Origin of the sequence: Pedobacter albus (assembly GCF_036324255.1) — a bacterium.
Taxonomy (GTDB): domain Bacteria; phylum Bacteroidota; class Bacteroidia; order Sphingobacteriales; family Sphingobacteriaceae; genus Pedobacter; species Pedobacter albus.
The window spans coordinates 2,019,775-2,042,595 of record NZ_JAZDQT010000001.1; the positions used below are offsets into that span (position 1 = coordinate 2,019,775).

Consider the following 22,821-nt stretch of genomic DNA (forward strand, 5'->3'; position numbering starts at 1 on the left):
AGCTTCTTAAGCTCGATAAAATTATTCCTGAATTGCCTTCACGCCCGGCAATTCTTTGCCTTCCATGTACTCTAAAAGCGCACCGCCTCCGGTCGAGACATAGCTTACTTGATCTTCGAGGTTGAACTTGGCAATAGCCGCCGCCGAATCGCCACCGCCAATTAAAGAAAATGCTCCATTTTTGGTGGCTTCTACCACGGCCAAGGCAATGGCTTTGGTGCCTTGCTCAAAGTTCTCCATTTCGAAAACGCCCATCGGGCCATTCCACAACAATGTTTTTGATTCTTTGATGGTTTTGCTGAACAACTCTACCGTTTTCGGACCGATATCCAAGCCCATCCAGCCTGCCGGTATCTGACCGGTATCTACCTGGCTTTTAGCAGCTTCATTATCAAACTTATCGGCAATTACCGTATCAACCGGCAAAATCAGGTTTACGCCTTTGGCTTTGGCTTTCTCCAGCAATTCCAAACACAAAGGCATCCTGTCTTCTTCCAGCAACGAGGTTCCGATTTCTCCGCCTTGCGCCTTGGCGAAAGTATAGGCCATGCCACCACCAATAATCAGGTTATCAACCTTTTCTAACAGACTTTCAATCAACAAAATCTTATCAGAAACCTTTGCCCCACCCATAATCGCCGTAAACGGCTTAGCAGCGCCATGGTTTACCTTTTCGGCATTTTCAAGCTCTTGCGCCATCAGGTAACCGAAATATTTATTGTTTGGAAAAAACTGCGCGACGATGGTAGTTGAGGCATGCGCACGATGCGCGGTGCCAAAAGCATCGTCTACATACACATCGCCCAATTTGGCCAATTTCTCGGCAAAGGCTACATCGCCTTTTTCTTCTTCGGGATGGAAACGAAGATTTTCCAGGAGCAATACCTCGCCAGGGAACAAGTTTTTGGCTTTGTTTTCGGCTTCTTCGCCGATGCAGTCGCTGGCAAACTTAACGGTAAGGTCAAGCATCCTCGACAAATCGCCCAAAATGTGTTTCAAAGAATATTTATCGTCGGGACCGCCTTTTGGCCTGCCCAAATGCGACATCAAGATCACCGAACCGCCATCGTTTAATATTTTATTGATGGTTGGCAATGCTGCACGCATCCTTTTGTCGTCGGTAATGTTAAAGTCTTTATCTAACGGCACGTTGAAGTCTACCCTGATCAGGGCTTTTTTATCCTTGAAATTACATTGGTCGATTGTCTTCATCTCTTTAGTATAGCTTTAGTATAAATTTAAAATCATTTCGTAATGTGGTCCCACGCCCGCTATTTCAAACTCCTCGCCCATAAGCTGAAAGCCTAGCTTTTGGTAAAATCCGGTAGCCGATGTACGGGCGTTGCACCAAATATACTGTGCATTTGTGTTTTTAATGTAAGCAATTGCAAATTTAACAAGCTCGGCACCGTAGCCCTTGCCTCCAAAGCCCTCATCGGTAGCCATGCCACGCAGCTGATAGCCATCCTCCTTGCCGTCTTTATAGTTTTTCGGAAAAAAAGAGGCAATGGTGGCAATTTCATCACCCATATAATAAGCCAAGTGGAAAGCACCTTCTACGTGATCTGTAGGAAAAACACACTCGGCTGGCGCTATGCCGTTTCTCAATATCTTGCTCCTGAGCCCCAAAGTAAGCTCGGCGGGAATAAACTTAATCATATCTTTAATTTTGAGTGGATGAATGAGTGAATTTTGAATGATTGAATGATTGAATGTTCAAAAACTCACCCTACCACTCACCCATTCTTTCATTCAACTACCTTAACGTTTTGCGTTTCGCTAATCTTAACAACCAAATCGACCAATCTGTTCGAGTAGCCCGATTCGTTATCGTACCAGCCTACCACTTTTACCAAATCGCCCACGATAGAAGTTAGCTTCGAATCGAAAACGCACGAATAGCTGTTGTCGATAATATCTACCGAAACAATCGGATCTTCGGTGTACTGTACAATGTTTTTTAACTTTCCGCCAGCGGCCTGCCTAAACGCTTCGTTAATTTCGGCGATGCTGGTTTTTCGTTTAAGGATACAGGTAAAATCGGTAAGTGAACCATTCAAAACCGGTACGCGGATACCCGCGCCACCCAGCTTTCCATCCAAGTGTGGGAAGATGTGGGTAATGGCTTTAGCTGCTCCCGTACTGGTGGGAATGATCGATGAGGAAGCCGCCCTCGCCCTGCGCAAATCGTTGTGAGGCGCATCGTGCAGGTTCTGGTCGCCCGTCATAGAGTGTACCGTGGTAATATAGCCATCTTCTATGCCCCAATTATCGTCGAGCACCTTTACCATCGGCGCTACGTTATTGGTGGTGCAAGATGCATTCGACAAAATAGGCGAACTGAGGTCGATTTGTTCATCGTTAACCCCAATTATCACCATCGGAATGCTGGCATCGCTGGCCGGAGCCGAAATAAGCACCTGTTTAGCACCTGCCTGCAAATGCAGGGAAGCATTGGCCTGGTTGGTAAACTTGCCCGTCGACTCGATAACCAAATCAATTCCTAATGATGCCCAAGGCAACTGACTAGGATTTGCCATGGCAAAAACCTTTATTTTTCGGCCATTGATGATCAGATTTTCTTCGTCGTGCGCCACTTCTCCCTTAAAAACACCATGAACAGAGTCGTATTTGAAGAGATGAGCCAAGGTTGCAGGCGCTCCGAGATCGTTGATGGCTTCAACTTCCAGCTGGCGCGCTAAAGCGGTACGCAAGAAAGTGCGCCCAATCCTGCCGAAACCATTAATAGCAATTTTCATGAGAATACAATTTATGCTTGGGTTGCGAAGCCCTATTGGTCCTATTTGCACTGTTCGCAAACAGCCCAGACAATAGTGGTTTCACAGCGCAAAACTACCTATATTCTTTGAAAGGAACTGTCTTTTATCTGTTTTTAATTGCCCTTTTTAACGTTTCGACGACATAAATGTGTCTTTAAAAATCACGTCGGCCAGCTTATAGTTGCTATCGGCCCTTTTGCCAATGGCATAAGTAACAATGGTATTCATCACCACGCATATGGTAATGAGAATGCTGATGAGGATAAAATTTCCAAAACGCTGCATGGCTACGGCAAAAAAGACCATGGCTACGCTAAATGAACCCAATGTCCATACAATTTGGTTGGCACTAAAGCCCAAGCGCTGCAAACGGTGGTGAACATGGTTCCTATCGCCTTTAAACGGAGATTGCCGATGCAACATCCTAATGAAGAATATACGGAGCGAATCGAAGATGGGAACCAACAATACCGCAACCGCAATGGCAGGTGCCGAATAAAAATAAAGCTTTGGAGAGCTTCCTATTTTGTTGAGTTCTATAAATTTAATAGCCAAGGCAACAGACACCAGGCCCACAATCAGCGCGCCGGTATCGCCCATAAAGATTTTTGCCGGCGAATAGTTGAATACCAAAAAGCCGCAAATGGCCCCCATCATGGCAAAAGCGATAAAAGCATAAGGCAAGGCATTGGCCACGGCGAAAAAGATACCAAAGCTCAAGGTAGCCAGCACCCCCAGCGTTCCCGCCAGCCCATCCACCCCATCGATGAGGTTAAAGGCATTGTTGACAAAAATGATGACCACAATGGAAAACAGGCTGCCCCAGAATATATTGACTTCCCATACCAAAAACACGCCGTACAGGCTGGTCAGCCTAAATTCGCCGAGCACCACCAAAATAACAGCCACCACAAGCTGCAACATGAACTTAACCTTGGCACTTACCCCATACAAATCGTCTTTTAGGCCCAAGGCAAACAGCACAATGCTCGAGGTGAGCAAAAAATTAGCCTGCTTGTAATTGACCATTGCCGCAAAAAGCAAGGTAGTGATGGCAAAGCTGCAAAAAATAGCCACCCCGCCCAATCTCGAAATATGGAGCTTATGCGATTTCCGATAGCTATCGGAGCGATCGAACAGGCGATACTTGATGGCAGTAAATATAATAGAAGGAATGCCAGCGATAGAAAGCGCAAACGACAAGCCGACAACGGCAATATAATACATTACATGTGTTTGCAAAATCGCGGTCATAATTTAGGAGCAAGATAACTTTTGTAAATAAAAGATAAAAATATTAATTGACAGTTAAATTCGACTAAATCAATAAAAACTGGGAGATTTTACTCAACTTCTTAAAAGCTAAGGTAAGCAATGATATTGGAACTTGATTGGCTTTAAGCGCCCGATAATCATTAACCAGGGCATGGTAACGATGCTTCATGGAGGCATTGCTCATTCCCCCCACCCGCATGTTGACCATCAATTCATCCAAAAAAACAGCCTTCACCTGATATCGGTATAAAAACCTCAGCATCAATTCATAATCGGCCGCGGTACCAAAATTTAACGAATAGTTGCCATAGCGTTCAAACAATTCGCGCTTCAAATAAAGCGTAGGGTGCGCAGGCATCCAACCCAGCTCGATCGCTCTTTTGGTAAACGGCTTTGAAATCCATTTCCTAATTATCTTCCCTGTTTCGGGATGGATATAATTGAGATTGCCATAAACGCCATCCGCATCAGCAACCACCAAGCGCTCAACCATTTTCGAAATCACCTGAGGACTGGCCAGCATATCGTCGGCATTCAATATGCCCAACACCTCCCCGGTAGCCAAGCTAATTCCCTTGTTCAGCGCATCGTACATGCCTTTGTCTTTTTCGGAAACCAGTTGTGCAATACGATCCCTATATCGGTCGATAATGGTCAAGGTCTGGTCGGTAGAGCCTCCGTCTATCACAATGTATTCGATGTTGCCATAATCCTGCGCCATGACAGAAGACAGGCAATCGTCGATATATTTCTCGCCGTTATATACTACCGTGATAATGGATACCTTCATGAATGCGCCTCAATTTAGAAATATGCGTAAAGATAATTAATGCCGGACAATTCTAGCATCTTACCCAACAACGCCAAGACCGAAGCGCCAAAAACAGCTACTTTTTAGAATTTAAAATTTGTTCTTAGCAGCCAAAAACCGCCCGCACCGAAAGCAAGCAGCAAGAACCAGGTTCCATTATCCAGCGGACAGGGCGTAACTCCCGAATAGGTTCTCAAATCGCCTTGAACGATGACATTGCCAGGCTTTTCAATAAAGCAGATCTGGCCTGTAGAATGCATGTTCGAAGTAGTATTGATAATGCCACAACCCGTCGAGTTTTCGTCCACTTCGTAAATGTAATTGCCGGTATCGTAATAATGATAGGTGCCTCCCCAATTTGAATAGGTGTCATCCTTAAGGTAATGCGTATAAAACAATGATTCCGTATAAGAAAAGCATCCGTAGTTTGAACCTGGATTTCCGGCAAAAAGCTTCTCGGCAAAAAGAATATTGAGGATCAGAAAGAAAATCAGGCGCTTCAAATCAAGTAATGTTTACCCATTAATTGGCAATGGATATGCCATCGACATAGCGCACAAGGCTCCACTGCGCAACGATTCCGGATGCAAACAAGCCCTACTTGGCTAAGGGCTAGATTCTCGATCTGATGCCTTAAAACAACCTAAGCGTTGCTGTTTCCCAATTTTCTGAAAGAATTAAAAACACTCGTGTACTTTTGAGAAAAACAATACACTACAGTACCCCGTTTTTACACGCAAGAACCAAAATCAACATCAAGCCAAAACACAGTAAACCAATCATTTAAACTATAAAATCATTGTTACATTGAAGCAACAGGAAGAATCCGCTTTCTTAAAAAGAACACCCCTACGCCACCAGCCACTACCAACATCAAACCCACATAATCGTCGATAGGGCAATTGTTCACCGTCGAATAGGTAACCACATAGCCCCAAACCGCATCGTCAATCCTGCAAAGCGAAGTACTTACATCCACACAATAAACCGCAGAACTCAGCACCCTCGGCATGTAGGCGTAATTGGGATAGCCCATGTCATTTCCGTCGCGAGTCTGATAGATATAACCTGAAGATTGATAAATACAGCCTGTGGCCGCATAGGCCTGGTTGCCGGCCAATAAAACAAAGGCCACGGCCATGAATTTGATGAGGTTGAGCATAACTTAGATTGATTCTTAGCTAAGCCCAACAAATATGCCTACAGGCCGATTCGGCCACTACGGAAATAAGAAAGCCACTCCAGACACCCTGCGGCGACCACTTTTGCCCAAAACCGTCAAATATTGAAAAAAATCAATTCAACACAAGGGACTTAATTCCCCATAATTACACGTTTTGAGAAAAAAAATACACAACAAAAACAAATGATTAATTTTTACAGAAAAAAATATTCTTTATAATTAATTTTTTACACCTATAAGTTAATCGCAAGAATAAAAAGTCACACACCCAAATGAGCAAGCACACAACACGACGACCGATTGGATTGATTTAGCGAAACAGCAACAGCACTCTCTCACAACCCCGAGCACCAACCCGCAAAAACAAATTAATTATTTATTAAAAAAATTAACCTAAATCAGGTCATCTCACAATTTCCTTAAACAAACCAATAATCAACAGAGAATATATGAGGAAAAAATTACACGTTTATACCCAAAATTCCCCAATTACAAAAAAAATCAAACTAAGCAACAAGTGCTCTATTTTTCAAGAAAAAGAACGAAAACGCCCCAACGATTAAAACCCCAACCCACACATAATCGTCTATTGGGCAATTATTGTAGTTTGTAAAGCTATAAAGCCTATTTTTCGTACTACAATTTCCATTGATGCAACATCTTGTACCAAGATCGGTATAATTCACAAACCGCTCACAATCTGTAGAGGAAGGATCATAAAGCCTTGAAGGCCCTGTATAATTAGCATACGCATAGCCCCCAGGCCCTGCAATGTAATAAACATCGTTATTATTGTCATTCGAGCATCCAGTTATCGTAGAATATTGCGCAGCACTATATAAGGCTGAAAATAAGAGCAATACCAAGAATACAAACTTCTTAAGCCACCCATTTAAATATTCATTTTCCAAGAGCATGTCGATTTATTTACCCATGTAAATTCAACTCGCATGCCAGCTTAATTATTGGTAGTCGCTAAATATTGCACAAGCATACGCCACAACAATTGTTTATTTTGAATTTTATAGCCATCTTTATGCTTGATTAATTCTAGATTATACCATTGAAATATTTAACTAACCTCTTATTGTTTCTTGTCGCATTCACATGCTTGACCTCCTGTGCCGTACGCAAAGGAAAAACGCTCTTCAACGCACCTTCAGACATCGTAACCGACACCATCAAACAGGTTTATGTAGTAAACGACCAGGGGCTTGGAGACCTCTATTACCGCATTAAAGTGAATGATCTTTTGGCGGTACGAAACATCCAGAACAAAGAATTTGGCGCAACAAGCGCAACAGTGGCGGCAACAGTAACCACTACGGGCGCAGTAAACGCATCGGGCAGCAACATTGTTTCTTATCAGGTAGATGCAGATGGCTCTGTAAACCTGCCTGCCATAGGAAGAGTGAATGTTGTTGGGCTTACCCGAAGGGAGGCAACCGCGAAACTGCAGCAGATTTATTCGGAGAAATTATTGGTCGACCCTATCATAGAGCTTACCGTAGTGAATGTTAAAGTAACGCTACTGGGCGAATTCAACAAACAGGGCAATTTTTTGCTCGAACGCGACAATACCACATTAATCGATATTTTGGGAGAAGCTGGTGGAATTTCTAAAAACGCAGACCCGAAAACCTGCAAGATTATCCGTGGCAACAGAAGCAACCCTGAGGTTATTTACGTAAATCTTAACGACATCAACAGCTTGGGCAGTAAAAAACTGGTTTTGCAGAACAACGACATTATTTTGATCCAACCTACAAAAAGTGCCGCTTTGAGCGAAAAACTGCAAAGCTTCAACAACATTGTACAGCCTCTCCTTGTTGTAATTAACCTTGCCGTATTGATCTATACTTTTACCAGATAATGAACAACCCTGAAACTGCACCTAACCCGAAATCTGTAAGACAGGATATTGATTTTTATAAAATATTCAAGGTCTTTTTAAGCCGCTGGTACTGGATTGCCGGTTGCGTAGTTATTGCATTGATTATTGCAAGGATCGATCTTTTATTTACCCCGCCTATCTACCAAACCAGCGGTTCGTTAAAGCTGCAGGAAAGCAATCCGACCATTAATACCATGGCCAACATGCCTTCTACCCAGGTTTACAACTACACCGACAAAATACAGGCCGAAGGCTTTGTAATCCGCAGCAACGACGTGATTATGAACGCCGTATCTAACATCGACTACAAAATATCCTATTATTTAAAGGGAAGGATAAGAACAACCGAGCTCTATCCGCAAAAGCCGTTTAAGATAGAAATACTGCAACAGGATTCGGTAAATTTCGACCGGTCTAAATATTATGCGGAAGCCATCAACGCCAGTACTTTTTCCTTGTCGCTAGGCGAAAAAGGCACTAAAAGCACCATCCGTTATGGCGAACCCATCAAAATGGGCAACATGGTTTTTAAGATCACGAGCCCTATTCCAGCAGGCTCTTATAGCTTTAAGTTCAACACCAAGGAAGATTTTATTGGCCGCGCGAGTGGCATCAGCACCGGCGAGGCCGCCCGTTTTACCAACATCATGTACATTGGCTTAACCGATGCAAACCCTGTTTTTGCAGCCGACATGCTCAATGCCATCATGAAAGAATACGTGGCTTATGATGCGGCCCAGAAAAGAAGATCGGCAAGGCAGACCATTGAATTTATTGACAACCAGCTGAAACTGGTAAACCGCAAGGCCGATACTGCCGGCAATAAACTGACCGATTACAAAGTCAAAAACAAAATCATCGACCTGAACAGCAGCACGCAGGTTGACATGACCAAATTGAGCGATTTTGAAAGGCAAAGATCTGTGATCAACATCGAAATGGTAGGCATTAACCAGCTTGAAAACCAAATCAACAGCAGCAGGGGTAAAATAGACATCAACATGGACTTGGAGGGCAATGTAAGTGCCCTGCTAGGCGGGCTCATTAGCCAGCTTAATACTTTTATTTTAAGCAGAGAATCCAAACTTACCCAGTTTAGGCCCAACTCTCAACCCATACAGGAATTAGACGATCAGATTGCTGCTCTTAAAGCCTCGATCAGGAGCAATATCAATTCGCTTAAAGAACGCAACCTCAAAACGTTAAGGTATATCGATTCGCAGATTGGCCAAGCCAACCAGAACATCAGCAAAATACCAAGCAAGGAAAGAGATTTTGTGCAGTTCCAAACCAATTTCGATGTCAACAACAAGGTACTCACCTACCTTTCTGAAAAGAAACTGGAATCGGAAATGAATGCGGCCGCTATTGTTCCGGGCGCGGCCATTGTAAACCTGGCCTATCCTTCTTATGCGGCAATTTCGCCACAACCGCAACGCCTTTACTCCTTTGCGGCCATGCTGGGGCTTGCCTGTGGTTTTGGACTTATTTTATTGGTTCGCTTCCTCAATCCCTACATCTACGACAAGGAAACTGTTGAGGCTTTAACCAACACCCCGATTATCGGCGTCATCAGGAAATTCCCGGAATACATAGACAAGGACAACAGACAGGCGCTTTCGCTATCGAAACCTAAATCGGTATTTGCCGAATCGGTGCGCTCGGTTAGGACCAACCTCAGCTTTTTGGCCAGCCACAAAAAGAGCAAAACCATTTGTATCACTTCAGAAATCTCTGGCGAGGGAAAATCGTTTGTAACGGTAAACCTCGCAGGAACGATGGCACTCATCGATAAAAAAATCATATTGATTGCGGCGGATTTGCGCAGATCTAAGTTGCATAAGGTATTTGGCAGCAACAACAAAGTGGGCTTGAGCTCTTATTTAGCGGGTCAAAAGACATTAGAAGAGGTTATCATCCACGATGATGTGCACAATATCGATTTCATTCCTTCAGGTCCTGTGCCACCAAACCCTTCGGAGCTATTGCATACCGATGCGATGAAAAAACTACTCGAAATTCTGGCGCCACAGTACGATTATGTGCTGGTAGATACGGCTCCGGTGGGCTTGGTTTCTGATGCCATTCCGCTCATCAGGCAATCTGACGTGAACCTGTTCGTCATCCGCTCGGGCAAATCGCAATACAGGGCCGCCGCTATTCCGGAAAGGCTGTCGAGAGAATATGGATTAAGCAATATGGCCATCGTGCTCAATGCTTTTGGCGACGACGCCCTCCACTCCAACTATTACACTACCGATTATGCCAGAGGAGGCGGCAACAGCACCTATTACTACTCTGATTATTCTGGCTATGCTGGTTCTGGCTATTATGACGACCCTAAAAAATGGTGGCAGTTTTGGAAAAAGAAAGACGAATAAGCGCTTACCGCCTATCTTAACACGTGTATGATAGACAGCACCTACAAATGGTACCCCCTATATACAAGATCAAGGGCCGAAAAAAAAACCCTCGAGGAATTAACCAGGAAAAACATCACTGCGTATTTGCCCCTAAAAAAGGTGATGAAGCAGTGGAGCGACCGCAAAAAAATAGTTGAAGAGCCCCTGCTAAAATCCTACATTTTTGTGTTCATTTCGGCAAAAGAGCATGCCGAAGTGCTGATGACCTATGGCGTAAGTCGTTTTATTTACTTTTCGGGCGAAATTGCCACCATCGCCGAAAAACAAATAGAAGACCTTAAGTTGTTGTTAGCCAACGCCAACGACCTTGAAGTGATTGAACACGACATTGCTTTAGGCGAAAAAGTTTTAATTAAGGCAGGGCCTTTCAAGGGAATTATGGCGGAATTAGTATCTTTAAAGAACAAAAGAAGTATAGTTTTACGTTTGCAAAACCTGGGCTATTCTATCCACATCAACACTTCGATGGCTTTCATACAGCCTTTGAAATAAGCCACAGGAAAACAGAAAGTTACAAAAAACAGCTGTAACTGAGAGGGCGAAGCTGTGCCTGGTCTGCACTTGCCATAAGTTGGGCATGTGTTTTGCATAAGCCTGAGAAACCAAAACTATATGTGTAGAATTGCTGGGGTTATTGCCAAAAACTTCTCTGTTCCTCAATTGCAAAACCATGTGACCTTAATGTGCGAAAGCATGAAACATGGTGGGCCGGATGATTTTGGAGTTGTTGTTGACGAAGAGCGGAAAGTATGCCTAGGTAACCGAAGGCTTTCCATACTGGATTTGAGCCAAGCTGGCCATCAACCCATGCTGAGCGACAATTCGCAAATCGTAATTGCCTATAATGGCGAAATCTACAACTTCAAGCTGCTCAGGAGCGAACTTGCCCAGCACGGATTTAAGTTCAAATCGGAATCAGATACCGAAGTTATCATCAAAGCCTACGAATTTTGGGGCGAAGGCGCTTTTGAAAAACTGAATGGCATTTTTGCCTTCTGCCTGCACGACAAACGCAAGAACTGCGTTTACCTGGTAAGGGACCATAGCGGCGTAAAACCGCTTTACTATAATGCCAACATCAACCAGTTGGTTTTTGCATCGGAAGTAAAAGCTTTTGCCCACTCGGGCTTTAGCCTAAACGAGAACTGGAAGATCTACTATTTGGCGTTCGGGCATATTCCCGAGCCATTTACTACGCTTAAAAACGTATACACCTTGCCAAAAGGCAGTTTTCTGAAATATGAGCTGACCGATGGTTCATTTAAGATCAGTCCTTATTTTGAATTTAGTGCGGCCATTGAAATCATTGATGAAAACGAAGCGATTGTGAGAATTAGGGAAGAATTGACCAAAGCCATCAAGCTGCAATTGATTTCTGATACAAGCATTGGCGTTTTATTTAGTGGCGGCCTTGATTCTTCTATCATTACCTTATTGGCCGACAATTATACGAAAGGAAACCTCACTTCTATTTCGGCCAATTTTAACGAGATAGATTTTTCGGAAAGTCCGCACCGCAGGGCTATTTCTGAACGCGTTTTGGCCGACAAGCACGAACACCTGATTACCTACCGCGATTTTGTGTACAATTTCGAAACGGTAATGAAATGTATGGACCAGCCCACCAACGACGGCATCAATACCTGGTTCATCTGCAAATGCGCCAAAGAAAATGGCATCAAATCAGTGCTTTCTGGCTTGGGTGCCGATGAATTGTTTGGGGGCTACCCTTCTTTTGACCGGATCAGGAAAATACAGAATATGGGCAGCTTGAGCAAGGCGCTGATCAAATCGGCCCGTTTCCTTAAAAACACCAAGCTAAAAAGGCTGTATTACCTAAGCTTTCAATCGCCTGTTGGCGAATACCTGTGCCTGCGCGGGCTGTATACGCCAGACGTTATCGCCGAATTGCTTGGCCTGGATATTCAAACAGTGATCAATTGCCTCCAAAATATTCCGTTAAACGATAGCATCCGCTACTTGAACGACGAAGAAAGGGCAAGTTGGTTCGAAATGAACATGTACATGCAGAACCAGCTGCTCAAAGATACCGATTTTATGAGCATGAGCCATGGCGTAGAAGTTAGGGTTCCGTTTCTTGACGTTAACTTTATCAAATTGGTCAGTTCTATCCATCCTTCCATCCGCTTTGGCGAAAATCAGAAAAAGCGGTTGCTGATAGAGGCCTACAAAGATGAGCTGCCATCTCAGATTTGGAACCGCTCTAAAATGGGCTTCACTTTTCCGTTTCAGGAATGGATCAGGAAGAACAAGGAAATTGCCTCGCCAGACCGTTACCAAAACAAGAAAGCAAAAAAACTGATGCACGCTTTCGGCGAAAATAAATTGCACTGGACCTCGGCCCTTGCACTTTACAAAATATTTAATGCCTCTTAAAAAAGTACTTTTTTTAACATTAAAGGTTTTTGGATTTACCGGTGGCATAGAAAAGGTATGCCGTACCATTTGTAGAACGCTTTACGACCTGAGTGAGGAAGAACTGGTAGACCCCATGACGTACTGCATGTACGACCAGAGCTACGACAGGGACTCGAGGTACCTCAAAAAACATCAATACAGAGGTTTTGGAGGCAACCGCAAGTACTTTGTGGTGAAATCTTTGCTTACAGGCCTCAAATCTGATGTGGTTATCCTAAGCCATATCAACCTGCTTTCTGTTGCCTACCTCATCAAAAGGCTTAGGCCGAGCACCAAGGTTTATCTCATTGCCCATGGCATAGAAATTTGGCGCAAACTGCCCGAAGCCAAGATCAAAGCGCTTAAGCGTTTAGACAAAATTATTGCGGTGAGCCATTTTACCGCCGAACAAATCAAGAGCGCACACCACCTGAGCGAGCAAAAAATAGAGGTACTGAACAACTGCCTCGATCCTTTTTACCATTTCCCATCGATCTTTTCTAAGCCCGAATCGTTATTGCACAGGTATGGGCTGCGCAAAGACCAGGTTATTTTAATGAGCTTATCGAGGCTTGTGGCTACAGAAAAATACAAGGGCTACGACAATACGATAGCCATTTTGCCACGATTGGTCAAGAACAATCCCAACTTGGTTTATCTCCTGGCGGGAAAATCGGACGAAGAAGAACATGCACGGCTCGAAAAACTCATCGAACAACACCAAATCAGAGACCACATCAAACTGATTGGTTTTGTTGATGAAGCCGAAATTACCGACCATTTTCTGCTTTCGGATATTTTTGTAATGCCCAGTAAGAAAGAGGGCTTTGGCATTGTATTTATCGAGGCTGTAGCCAGTGGCTTGCGCGTAGTAGCCGGCAATAAGGATGGCAGCGTTGATGCGCTTAAAAATGGCGAGCTTGGCTATTTGGTAGATCCAGACAATCTCAATGACATAGAGGCTACCTTGAAAAAGATTTTGCTCTCTTTGCCTAACCAGGAGGAGAAAATGGTTTTGCAACAAAAAGTATTCGAAACCTTCAACTACGAAAAATATAGAAACGGCATCAAGAACCTTATTTTTAACGGTGCTGTAAAACCAGCTGATTCTTAATGAACAAAACGCAAGAAAATTGGGAAATCGTTCCTTCCAATAATTTGTTTGACCTGAAACTCGCAGAAGTTTGGGCCTACCGCGATCTATTGGTGCTTTTGGTAAGGAGGGACTTCGTTTCTTTTTACAAACAGACCATTCTGGGCCCATTGTGGTTCTTTATCCAGCCTTTGTTTACCACCATCATTTTCACTTTTATATTCGGCAATTTAGCAGGAATACGCACTGATGATGTACCAAAGCCCTTATTTTACATGGCTGGCATTACGGCTTGGAACTATTTTGCCGACTGTTTGACCAAAACCTCGTCGGTATTCAAAGACAATGCACCCATTTTTGGCAAAGTATATTTCCCGAGGCTCATCATGCCCCTCAGCATCGTAGTGAGCAACTTGGTTCGCTTTGGCGTACAACTGATTTTGTTCTTTATATTTATGGCCTATTATTGGGCCGAAGGCGCACATTTTGGACCGAGTTGGGCTATTTTATTGTTTCCTTTGGTCGTGCTGTTGATGGCTTTACTAGGCTTGGGCCTGGGCATGATCATCTCGGCCATGACCACCAAATACCGCGACCTTTCATTCCTGATCAATTTTGGCGTTCAATTATTGATGTATGCCACCACGGTGATTTACCCTTTGTCTACCGTAGTAAAAAAATACCCTGAGTATGCTTGGCTCATTAAAATCAACCCAATGACTACCTTGATCGAAACTTTTCGCTATGGCTTTTTGGGCAAGGGCACATTTAGCTGGGATGCCTTGAGCTATACCACCCTCAGTACGCTTGTTATCCTTTTGCTAGGCATCGTCGTATTTAACAAAGTAGAAAAAAACTTCGTAGACACCGTTTAATCCATCCATGTCGAACATTGCAATCAAAGTAGAAAACCTGAGCAAAGCCTACCAGTTAGGCCAAATAGGTACCGGCACTATTAGTCGCGATTTGGAGCGTTGGTTTGCGCGTGTACGTGGCAAAGAAGATCCATTTTTAAAAATAGGCGAAACCAACGAACAGCATACCAAAAGTACGAGCGATATTGTTTGGAGCTTAAGAGATATCAATTTTGAAATAGAACAAGGCGATGCGGTAGGCATTATTGGCCGAAACGGCGCAGGCAAAAGCACTTTGCTTAAAATTTTGAGCAAAATTACCGCGCCAACTACCGGCAAGATAAGCGGACATGGCCGTATTGCAAGTTTATTGGAAGTAGGCACAGGCTTTCATCCCGAACTAAGCGGGCGCGAAAACATCTTTTTGAACGGCGCCATTTTAGGCATGCGCAAAAAGGAAATCAAGCGCAAGCTGGACGAAATTGTCGATTTTGCGGGCATAGCGCGTTACTTAGATACTCCTGTAAAGCGCTACAGCAGCGGCATGTACGTACGCTTGGCTTTTGCCGTTGCGGCGCATCTGGAAAGCGAAATATTGATTGTAGACGAAGTATTGGCCGTAGGCGATGCCGAATTCCAGAAAAAATGCCTGGGCAAAATGGGCGAAGTAAGCAAAGGCGAAGGCCGAACCGTACTGTTTGTGAGCCATAACATGCTTGCCGTCAATTCGCTCTGTAACACCGGAATTCTATTAAAAAACGGAACTCTCCAACAAAAGGGCGACATTGCAGACATCATCACACAATACGTTACCGACGTAAAATCGGCTACCTACAAAGATGTTAAAGTTGAGCAGAACAATTTCACCATCGATACCATCCATATCCATCAAGATACCATACAGGGAGAAGAAAACGAGAACCTTGAAATTACTTTAGATACCACTATTTGTATAAAAACACATAGCCATCTCGATTTCGAGCGCATCAACGTTAATTTATTCTTTAAAACAACCGAAGGCATCGTGGTATTTGCCACCTGCTCGGCAGCCGAGCCTTACTACAAGGGCCAAAACACCTATAACTGCGTTATTCCGGCCAATATCTTTAACGACAACGTATACACCATTGATTTAATGGTGGTCGACCATAACTCAAATGCACTGGTAGAAATCAGCGAATTGATCAGCATCGAGTTTACGGAGGCCAAGCGCCAAGGCAGCTGGATGGGGAAATTTCCGGGACTGATGAGGCCTGCTTTCTTTGATTGGGAAAAAACACACGTTTCTTATGACAACATTTGAAGAAGCACTGAAAAACCTGCTTGAGGCAAGCATTTTTAATCAGCATACCGAAAACAATTACGACGAGTTGCGATTTGGCCCGTATAAGCAAATCCCATTCAAGCAAAAAATAAAAAACACCGTAAAAAAGGCCATCGGCTACGGGAAGAAAGAGGCTGTAGACATTAATATTAAAGAAGTACGTCCTTTTATTGCGCAGCTGGAAAAAATCTGGAAAAACCTAGGCCCTACCGATCAGGATTTGTTGGTTCATATTGTAGCTTACCGATTGTTGGGTTACGAAAAAATCGTGTTGCCACTTAACAATGCAGCTTATAAGCAAGCGCTAAAAACCGCCGAAGGCCTTGTTTCGGGTACAGACACCTACAATCCGGATTTTTTGCATTTCATCCTTCAAAAATTTGACCTTAAGCCAATCGGCTATAACATTGAGCTTTTTTTTAGTTCGGTAGCTATCGCCATCGATTTCATTGTAGAACAATATACCTACAAGCTCGAGGGCAAAAATATTGTAGAAGCCGAAGCTGGAGATGTAGTACTCGACGTTGGCGGGTGCTGGGGCGATACCGCTCTATACTTTGCGCATAAAGTTGGATCAAACGGCCAGGTTTTTTCGTTCGAATTTATTCCGCAGAACATCAAGCTCCACAACATCAACACCTCGCTAAACCCGGCATTAAAATCAAGAATCGGTCTGGTTCCGCAACCTGTTTCAGATGTGAGCGACGTGATGGTTTATTACAAGGATTTTGGGCCTGCTAGTACCATCGACTTTAAGCCTTTCCCAGATCAAACCGGGAGTGTAAACACCATCAGCATAGACGATTACGTTCATAACAATGCCATTAGCCGCGTTGATTTTATCAAGATGGATATTGAGGGTGCAGAACCTTACGCACTAAAAGGAGCGATCAACACCATCAGAAAATTCAGGCCTAAACTGGCCATTGCCATTTACCATAGCATGAATGACCTCGTATCTATTCCAAATTGGATTTTAGACCTTGACCTTGGCTATGAGCTCTTTTTGGGCCACTATACCATCCATGCCGAAGAGACCATTATTTTTGCAAAAGTAAAAAGCCAATGATACCTGTTACAAAACCTTTTCTGCCACCAAAGGAAGAAGTTTACCAATTACTTGACCAAGTGTGGGAAAGGCAGTGGCTCACCAATAATGGCCCTTTGGTAAACGAGTTTGAAGACCAGCTCAAAAAATACCTGGGCTTGCCACACCTGTTGTTCGTCAACAATGGTACGCTGGCCTTGCAAATTGCCATCAAGGCGCTGGGGCTTTCTGGAGAAATCATTACCACCCCGTTTAGCTTTATTGCGACCAGCAATTGTATTGTTTGGGAAGGTTGCAAACCTGTGTTTGTAGATATTTGTGCAGATTCCTTCAACCTTGATCCGAGCCTGATTGAAGCGGCCATAACACCTGCAACCACAGCCATATTGGCTACCCATGTTTTCGGCAACCCCTGTGCTATCGACGAAATTGCTAAAATTGCCACCAAGCACAAGCTAAAGGTAATTTATGATGCGGCGCATTGTTTTGGCTCCTCCTATCAAAACCAGTCTGTTTTTGCCTATGGCGATATCAGCATCACAAGTTTTCATGCCACCAAGCTTTTCCATACGGTAGAAGGAGGAGGCCTATTCAGCAATTCGGTTGCCCTGATAGAGAAAATGGCATTCTTGCGAAATTTCGGCTATAATGGCCCACATACCTTTGCCGAAGTAGGCATCAATGGCAAAAATTCAGAATTTCATGCAGCCATGGGCCTGGCCAACATCAAGTATATCGACGAAATTCTGGACAAACGAAAATCACTGAGCAACTATTACCGCGGGCAGCTTCAGGATATGGGCCTTCAGTTTCAGGAATTGAACACCCATAGCAACTACAACCACTCTTATATGCCAGTGGTATTTCAAGACTCAGCAAGCACCTCGAAAGTAGTCGAGGCATTGGAAGCAAACCATATTTTTCCGAGAAGGTATTTTTATCCCTCGCTAAATACCATTCCGTTGTTCAATGCCAGCGAAAGTTGTCAGGTAAGCGAATCCATTGCATCCCGCATTTTATGTCTGCCCTTATACCATACCCTTACACCAGCCGATATCGATTTTATTGTGCTCACCATTAAGCAAAGCTTAAGCAGCTAACGATGCAGCTTGCCATTATGCAGCCTTATTTTCTGCCTTACATAGGATACTTTCAGCTAATGAATGCTGTAGATCAATTTGTAATCTACGACAATATCGAATACACCAAAAAGGGCTGGATAAATAGAAACAGGATATTGGCAAATGGCAAAGACGAATACATGACCATTCCCTTAAAAAGCGATTCTGATTTCCTGTGCGTCAATCAGCGTATGCTTGCCCACTCCTATCCTGACGATGCCACAAAAATACTGCGAAAAATTGAGGCTTCTTACAGCAAAGCCCCTTTTTACAAAGATGCCTCCGAGGTATTGGCCCAGGTATTGACAAGCAGTGAGCGAAACCTGTTTGGCTTTATTCTTAACTCCATTAAAACCATCAATACTTATTTGAACATTGATACAAAACTGGTGATATCATCAGACATTACCATTAATCACGAGTTAAAAGGAGCTGAAAAAGTAATTGCCATCTGCAAAAAACTACAAGCCAAGCACTATCTTAATCCAATTGGAGGATTAGACCTGTACAACAAGGAAAAATTTAAAACCGAGGGCATCGAACTGGCCTTTTTAAAGTCGAATGCCACAAGCTATGCCCAATATGGCAACGCTTTTATACCTTGGCTTTCCATTATCGATGTGATGATGTTTTGTCCCGTTCATCAAATTAAGGAAATGCTGTTGCAATACGAACTGCTATGATTTCAATAGGCGGCTATTTTGAGCTAGAGCTCCAAAAGAGAAAAAAGCAATTACATGCCGATAGCGTAAAGCTGAATACGGGTCGGAATGCCTTGGCATATATTTTAAAAAACCAAGGCTATACCAAACTCTATCTGCCGTATTTTGCATGCGATGTATTATTGCAGCCCCTCAAAGCACTTCAAATCCAATACGAACACTACCCTATCGACCATAACCTGGATCCGATTTTCGATTTCAGCAAGATCGGTCCGAATGAGGCCTTTCTTTACATCAACTATTTCGGTTTAAAAGGCAATCAGCTTGCCGAAATTAAGCAGCGTGTTCCCAATCTTATTGCAGACAACTGCCAAGCCTATTTTGAAAAACCCATGTCTGGCGTCGATACTTTTTACTCGCCAAGGAAATTTTTTGGGGTACCCGATGGAGGCTATGCCTATTGTACAAAAAACACATTCGCCGTTTTGGAAAAGGACATTTCCTACCAGCGGATGGAGCACCTTACCAAGAGGATCGACCTCGGCGCCGAAAACGGCTATGCCGACTTTAGGCACAATGAAATGCTATTAGACCAGGCGCCAATCAGGCAAATGTCTGAACTTAGCGACCGCCTGATGCAGGCTGTTAACCATGCAAAGGCAGGCAAGATACGGAGGCAAAATTTTATGCACCTGCACGAACAGCTTAAGCAAAGCAACCAGTTTCCCATTAGCCTTGGGCAAGAGGCAATCCCCCTGGTTTACCCTTATTGGCCAAAGGCAGACGGCTTAAGAGAACACCTGAACAAGCACAAGATTTATACCGCCCAATATTGGCCAAATGTTTTAAGCTGGTGCGATAGTTCTACTATTGAATACCAGCTTGCCTCAAATGTCATACCTTTACCAATAGACCAGCGGTATAACAAATCGGTTTGCAATACAATCACTCGCATAATATTCGAATATGTTAATAACAGGTAACAAGATTACATTAAGGGCTGTTGAAAATGCAGACCTGGTGCATTTCCATCAATGGGCAAACGATCCTGATATCCAATACATGTTAGGGGGTTGGCATTTCCCGACAAATCTTAACGATCAAGAAAAATGGTTCCAAACCTTAAACTGTAACTCGCTCAACCAGCGGTTTACCGTAACAAACAACGATGGGGTTATCATCGGGATGGCCAATCTGGTCAATATTAACTTTAAAGATGGCAATGCCGAGTTGGGGCTGATCGTCGACAAACGGTTTCAGGGACTTGGCTACGGAAAGGAAATAGTGCTCAGCCTTGTTAAATATGCCTTTAACGAATTACGCCTAAACCGGATAGAAACCACCGTGATAGCCTATAACCAACCTTCGTTAAGCCTATTTGCCAATTGTGGCTGGACCAAGGAAGGCGAGTTGAGAGATTGGTACTACAGAAAAGGCAACTACCATAACAAGGTCGTGCTGTCTATCCTCCACAAAGAATACGCAACTTACCTGCAAGATGGAAAAATATACAGCTGATTTGGGCGTTGATGGCTTTTCGATTGTGCCAAATGTGTTTAGCCATTCTTTTCTAGAAAAAATAAACGAGGCATTTGAAAAAAGCTACCTTGTTTGCAGGGCGGCGCAGGTAAAAAATGGCGTGGCCGAAATTACCGATGGCACCTTGCACCACCTGTTGGTAACCGACCCGATTTATTTGGAACTGTTGCAACAAATTATCGATTCTCCGTTATATCCCGCCATGGAAAGTTTCTTTAACGGTAAATTTGTGCTAAATACTTTTGGCGGGGTAAAAAACCTCAAATCAAAGCCGTCTTATGTGGCAAACATTCATCGCGATATCCGTTTTTTTAGCGGAGATTTCCCTTTGATGATGCAACTGCTCATTATGCTCGACGATTTTACCATCGAAAACGGAGCTACCTTTTTGCTTGGGGGCTCGCATCAGGCAGATGCAAAACCAGGCGAAACCGATTTTTATCAAAAAGCGTCAAGGGCCATTGGCAAACGGGGTGATGTACTGCTGTTCAACTCCAACTTATGGCATGCCGCAGGTATCAACACCACAGATACAGAGCGCAGGGCACTGACCATCAATTTTACCAAGCCGTTTATGAAACCTCAGCTGGATTACTGCAGGGCCCTTGGCTACGATTTTGTAGAAACCCTACCCACTGAACTGCAACAGGTACTGGGCTATTTTGCCAGGGTTCCATCCAACCTTGACGAATGGTATAGAAAACCCGAAGAAAGATTTTACAGGCCTAACCAAAGTTAATATACAGCAGCATGACAACAAGGAATTACAATAGCGAATTAAAAGACACATCTGACCATAAATATGCCTACAACTTCGATTTTGATGTGATGCACCATTTTATGATCAAGTCTTTTGTGCCATTTTTTAAAGACGGCAATTTATTGGAGCTAGGCAGCTTTAAGGGAGATTTTACGCAGAAGCTTCTTCCCTTTTTTAAGGATATTACCTGCGTTGAAGCTTCCAATGAAGCCATTGCAACGGCCAAACAAACAACCCTTGCCGGAACCTCGGTTAACTGCATCCATTCTACATTTGAAGAGGCCTCGCTTCCAACAAAATACGACAACATTGTACTGACGCATGTTTTGGAACATTTAGACAATCCGGTCGAAATTCTTAAAAAAATCAACGACGAATGGCTCTCGGCTACCGGCCGGTTCTTTTTGGTTTGTCCAAATGCCAATGCGCCATCCAGACAGATTGCCGTAAAAATGGGCCTAATATCGCACAATGCAACCGTTACGCCTGCCGAGAAAGAGCACGGCCATAGAATAACCTATACCTTGGATACGTTAGAAAGAGATGCCAGACAAGCAGGGCTTAAAATAGTCCACCGTTCTGGGATTTTCTTTAAGGCCCTGGCCAATTTCCAATGGGACAGGCTACTCGAAACCGACATCATCAGCAAAGAATACCTGGAGGGATGCTATGAATTAGGACAACAATACCCCGATTTGTGCAGCAGTATATTTTTGGTTTGCGAGAAGGGAAATGGAAGATAAGCCATTGCTTTCAGTCTGTCTTTTAACCTATAACCATGCGCCTTATATTGCGCAGGCCATTGAAAGCGTGCTGATGCAACAAACCGATTTCAAATGGGAGCTCATCATATCCGACGACTGCTCGAACGATGGAACCAGGGAAATCATGTTCAAATACAAGGCTGCCTACCCAGACCTGATTACACTCATCTTAAACGAAAAAAACCTGGGCGCCTATCAGCATTGGGTAAACCTGCTAAACACGCCCAAATCTAAATACATTGCCTATTTTGAGGGCGACGATTATTGGACCAGTCCCAGCAAGCTGCAAAAACAGGTCGATTTTCTAGAAGCAAATCCTGCTTACACTTTTGTAGGCCACCATGTTAAAACCCTCGATCAGCAAACCGGAACGCTATCAGATTACATGACTTACGAATCAAATCCGATACGCCTCCGCGATACCATTTTTGGGCCGCCTATCCATACCTGCTCTTATGTGGCCCGCAACGGGATGGGTTTCCCCGAAGGCATAAAAAACCTGCCAGCTGGCGACGATGCCCTGATTTGCCATTGGGCATCGAAAGGACTTGGGCATTCGATACCAGAATTTATGGCGGTTTACCGTCATTCCAGCGCCGGTACCTGGTCTACACTTCAACAGAACGAAAAGGATTTCAGGACCTTTATTATACACCTGTGGATTTTTAAGCACTACAAGCCCTTGCTTAAAACACAAGCCGTACAACTGGGCAAAGAATTTCTTTCCATTAAAAAAAACGAACCTGCCAACCTTAAAAGATTGTCTGTTAAGAATTGGGCCACACTTTTGCTGCCCTTGTCTATTGCTTTCTTTGTCTTGAGTTGGCAAAATCTCAAAAAGTGGTTTGGCATAAAAAAGGCAAGCTAGCTAT

The 22,821-nt window shown here is 43.7% G+C and carries 22 protein-coding genes; 15 read left to right on the plus strand and 7 right to left on the minus strand.

Translation table 11 applies throughout. The features are described from left to right. Positions 1 to 21: 21 nt before the first annotated feature. The 7 genes from VRU48_RS08340 to VRU48_RS08370 all read right to left on the minus strand — a co-directional run bounded on the left by VRU48_RS08340 (position 22) and on the right by VRU48_RS08370 (position 6,028). The gene (locus VRU48_RS08340) at positions 22 to 1,212 is read right to left on the minus strand and encodes a phosphoglycerate kinase (protein WP_330107462.1); all 1,191 of its coding nucleotides are present in this window, start codon (positions 1,210 to 1,212) and stop codon (positions 22 to 24) included. Between the two features lie 15 nt (positions 1,213 to 1,227). Beyond that, positions 1,228 to 1,659, minus strand: a complete 432-nt coding sequence (locus VRU48_RS08345; RefSeq protein WP_330107463.1) for a GNAT family N-acetyltransferase — start codon at positions 1,657 to 1,659, stop codon at positions 1,228 to 1,230. Between the two features lie 89 nt (positions 1,660 to 1,748). Further along, entirely contained in the window at positions 1,749 to 2,759 is a 1,011-nt protein-coding gene (gap, locus tag VRU48_RS08350; protein WP_330107464.1) for a type I glyceraldehyde-3-phosphate dehydrogenase, read from the minus strand. Between the two features lie 147 nt (positions 2,760 to 2,906). Continuing rightward, a complete protein-coding gene (locus tag VRU48_RS08355; RefSeq protein WP_330107465.1) occupies positions 2,907 to 4,034 on the minus strand; it encodes an MraY family glycosyltransferase in 1,128 nt (375 codons plus the stop codon). Positions 4,035 to 4,098: 64 nt separating this feature from the next. Continuing rightward, positions 4,099 to 4,845 carry a glycosyltransferase family 2 protein gene (locus tag VRU48_RS08360; RefSeq protein WP_330107466.1) on the minus strand — a complete coding sequence of 249 codons (747 nt, stop codon included), beginning with the start codon at positions 4,843 to 4,845 and terminating at the stop codon, positions 4,099 to 4,101. A gap of 104 nt (positions 4,846 to 4,949) precedes the next feature. Then, the gene (locus VRU48_RS08365) at positions 4,950 to 5,369 is read right to left on the minus strand and encodes a hypothetical protein (protein WP_330107467.1); all 420 of its coding nucleotides are present in this window, start codon (positions 5,367 to 5,369) and stop codon (positions 4,950 to 4,952) included. A gap of 299 nt (positions 5,370 to 5,668) precedes the next feature. Continuing rightward, on the minus strand, positions 5,669 to 6,028 hold the full coding sequence (locus tag VRU48_RS08370; protein ID WP_330107468.1) for a hypothetical protein: 360 nt from the start codon (positions 6,026 to 6,028) through the stop codon (positions 5,669 to 5,671). Positions 6,029 to 7,160: 1,132 nt separating this feature from the next. On the opposite strand from VRU48_RS08370, the gene VRU48_RS08375 reads away from it, so the two are divergent. From VRU48_RS08375 to VRU48_RS08445, 15 genes are all read left to right on the plus strand, one after another. Beyond that, the gene (locus VRU48_RS08375) at positions 7,161 to 7,922 is read left to right on the plus strand and encodes a polysaccharide biosynthesis/export family protein (RefSeq protein ID WP_330107469.1); all 762 of its coding nucleotides are present in this window, start codon (positions 7,161 to 7,163) and stop codon (positions 7,920 to 7,922) included. Beyond that, positions 7,922 to 10,324, plus strand: a complete 2,403-nt coding sequence (locus tag VRU48_RS08380) for a GumC family protein (protein ID WP_330107470.1) — start codon at positions 7,922 to 7,924, stop codon at positions 10,322 to 10,324. Before VRU48_RS08375 ends, VRU48_RS08380 begins: the two co-directional genes overlap by 1 nt. 27 nt (positions 10,325 to 10,351) lie before the next feature. Beyond that, positions 10,352 to 10,858 carry a UpxY family transcription antiterminator gene (locus VRU48_RS08385; protein ID WP_330107471.1) on the plus strand — a complete coding sequence of 169 codons (507 nt, stop codon included), beginning with the start codon at positions 10,352 to 10,354 and terminating at the stop codon, positions 10,856 to 10,858. A gap of 120 nt (positions 10,859 to 10,978) precedes the next feature. Then, positions 10,979 to 12,763, plus strand: a complete 1,785-nt coding sequence (gene asnB / locus VRU48_RS08390; RefSeq protein ID WP_330107472.1) for an asparagine synthase (glutamine-hydrolyzing) — start codon at positions 10,979 to 10,981, stop codon at positions 12,761 to 12,763. After that, positions 12,753 to 13,898 carry a glycosyltransferase family 4 protein gene (locus VRU48_RS08395; protein ID WP_330107473.1) on the plus strand — a complete coding sequence of 382 codons (1,146 nt, stop codon included), beginning with the start codon at positions 12,753 to 12,755 and terminating at the stop codon, positions 13,896 to 13,898. The genes asnB and VRU48_RS08395 overlap by 11 nt, the downstream gene beginning before the upstream one ends. Then, a complete protein-coding gene (locus VRU48_RS08400; protein WP_330107474.1) occupies positions 13,898 to 14,752 on the plus strand; it encodes an ABC transporter permease in 855 nt (284 codons plus the stop codon). The genes VRU48_RS08395 and VRU48_RS08400 overlap by 1 nt, the downstream gene beginning before the upstream one ends. 7 nt (positions 14,753 to 14,759) lie before the next feature. Next, complete coding sequence (locus VRU48_RS08405; RefSeq protein ID WP_330107475.1) at positions 14,760 to 16,034, plus strand: ABC transporter ATP-binding protein; 1,275 nt, start codon at positions 14,760 to 14,762, stop codon at positions 16,032 to 16,034. Beyond that, positions 16,021 to 17,124, plus strand: coding sequence for an FkbM family methyltransferase (locus tag VRU48_RS08410; protein WP_330107476.1), 1,104 nt, complete (start codon positions 16,021 to 16,023; stop codon positions 17,122 to 17,124). Before VRU48_RS08405 ends, VRU48_RS08410 begins: the two co-directional genes overlap by 14 nt. Further along, positions 17,121 to 18,203 carry a DegT/DnrJ/EryC1/StrS family aminotransferase gene (locus VRU48_RS08415; RefSeq protein WP_330107477.1) on the plus strand — a complete coding sequence of 361 codons (1,083 nt, stop codon included), beginning with the start codon at positions 17,121 to 17,123 and terminating at the stop codon, positions 18,201 to 18,203. Before VRU48_RS08410 ends, VRU48_RS08415 begins: the two co-directional genes overlap by 4 nt. Positions 18,204 to 18,205: 2 nt before the next feature. Beyond that, positions 18,206 to 18,907, plus strand: a complete 702-nt coding sequence (locus VRU48_RS08420; RefSeq protein ID WP_330107478.1) for a WbqC family protein — start codon at positions 18,206 to 18,208, stop codon at positions 18,905 to 18,907. Next, positions 18,904 to 19,869, plus strand: coding sequence for a hypothetical protein (locus tag VRU48_RS08425; protein WP_330107479.1), 966 nt, complete (start codon positions 18,904 to 18,906; stop codon positions 19,867 to 19,869). Before VRU48_RS08420 ends, VRU48_RS08425 begins: the two co-directional genes overlap by 4 nt. Next, complete coding sequence (locus VRU48_RS08430; RefSeq protein ID WP_330107480.1) at positions 19,853 to 20,404, plus strand: GNAT family N-acetyltransferase; 552 nt, start codon at positions 19,853 to 19,855, stop codon at positions 20,402 to 20,404. The genes VRU48_RS08425 and VRU48_RS08430 overlap by 17 nt, the downstream gene beginning before the upstream one ends. Beyond that, entirely contained in the window at positions 20,385 to 21,164 is a 780-nt protein-coding gene (locus VRU48_RS08435) for a phytanoyl-CoA dioxygenase family protein (RefSeq protein WP_330107481.1), read from the plus strand. Before VRU48_RS08430 ends, VRU48_RS08435 begins: the two co-directional genes overlap by 20 nt. An 11-nt stretch (positions 21,165 to 21,175) precedes the next feature. Then, entirely contained in the window at positions 21,176 to 21,928 is a 753-nt protein-coding gene (locus VRU48_RS08440) for a class I SAM-dependent methyltransferase (RefSeq protein WP_330107482.1), read from the plus strand. After that, on the plus strand, positions 21,918 to 22,817 hold the full coding sequence (locus tag VRU48_RS08445; protein WP_330107483.1) for a glycosyltransferase family 2 protein: 900 nt from the start codon (positions 21,918 to 21,920) through the stop codon (positions 22,815 to 22,817). The genes VRU48_RS08440 and VRU48_RS08445 overlap by 11 nt, the downstream gene beginning before the upstream one ends. The last annotated feature ends 4 nt before the right edge of the window (positions 22,818 to 22,821 follow it).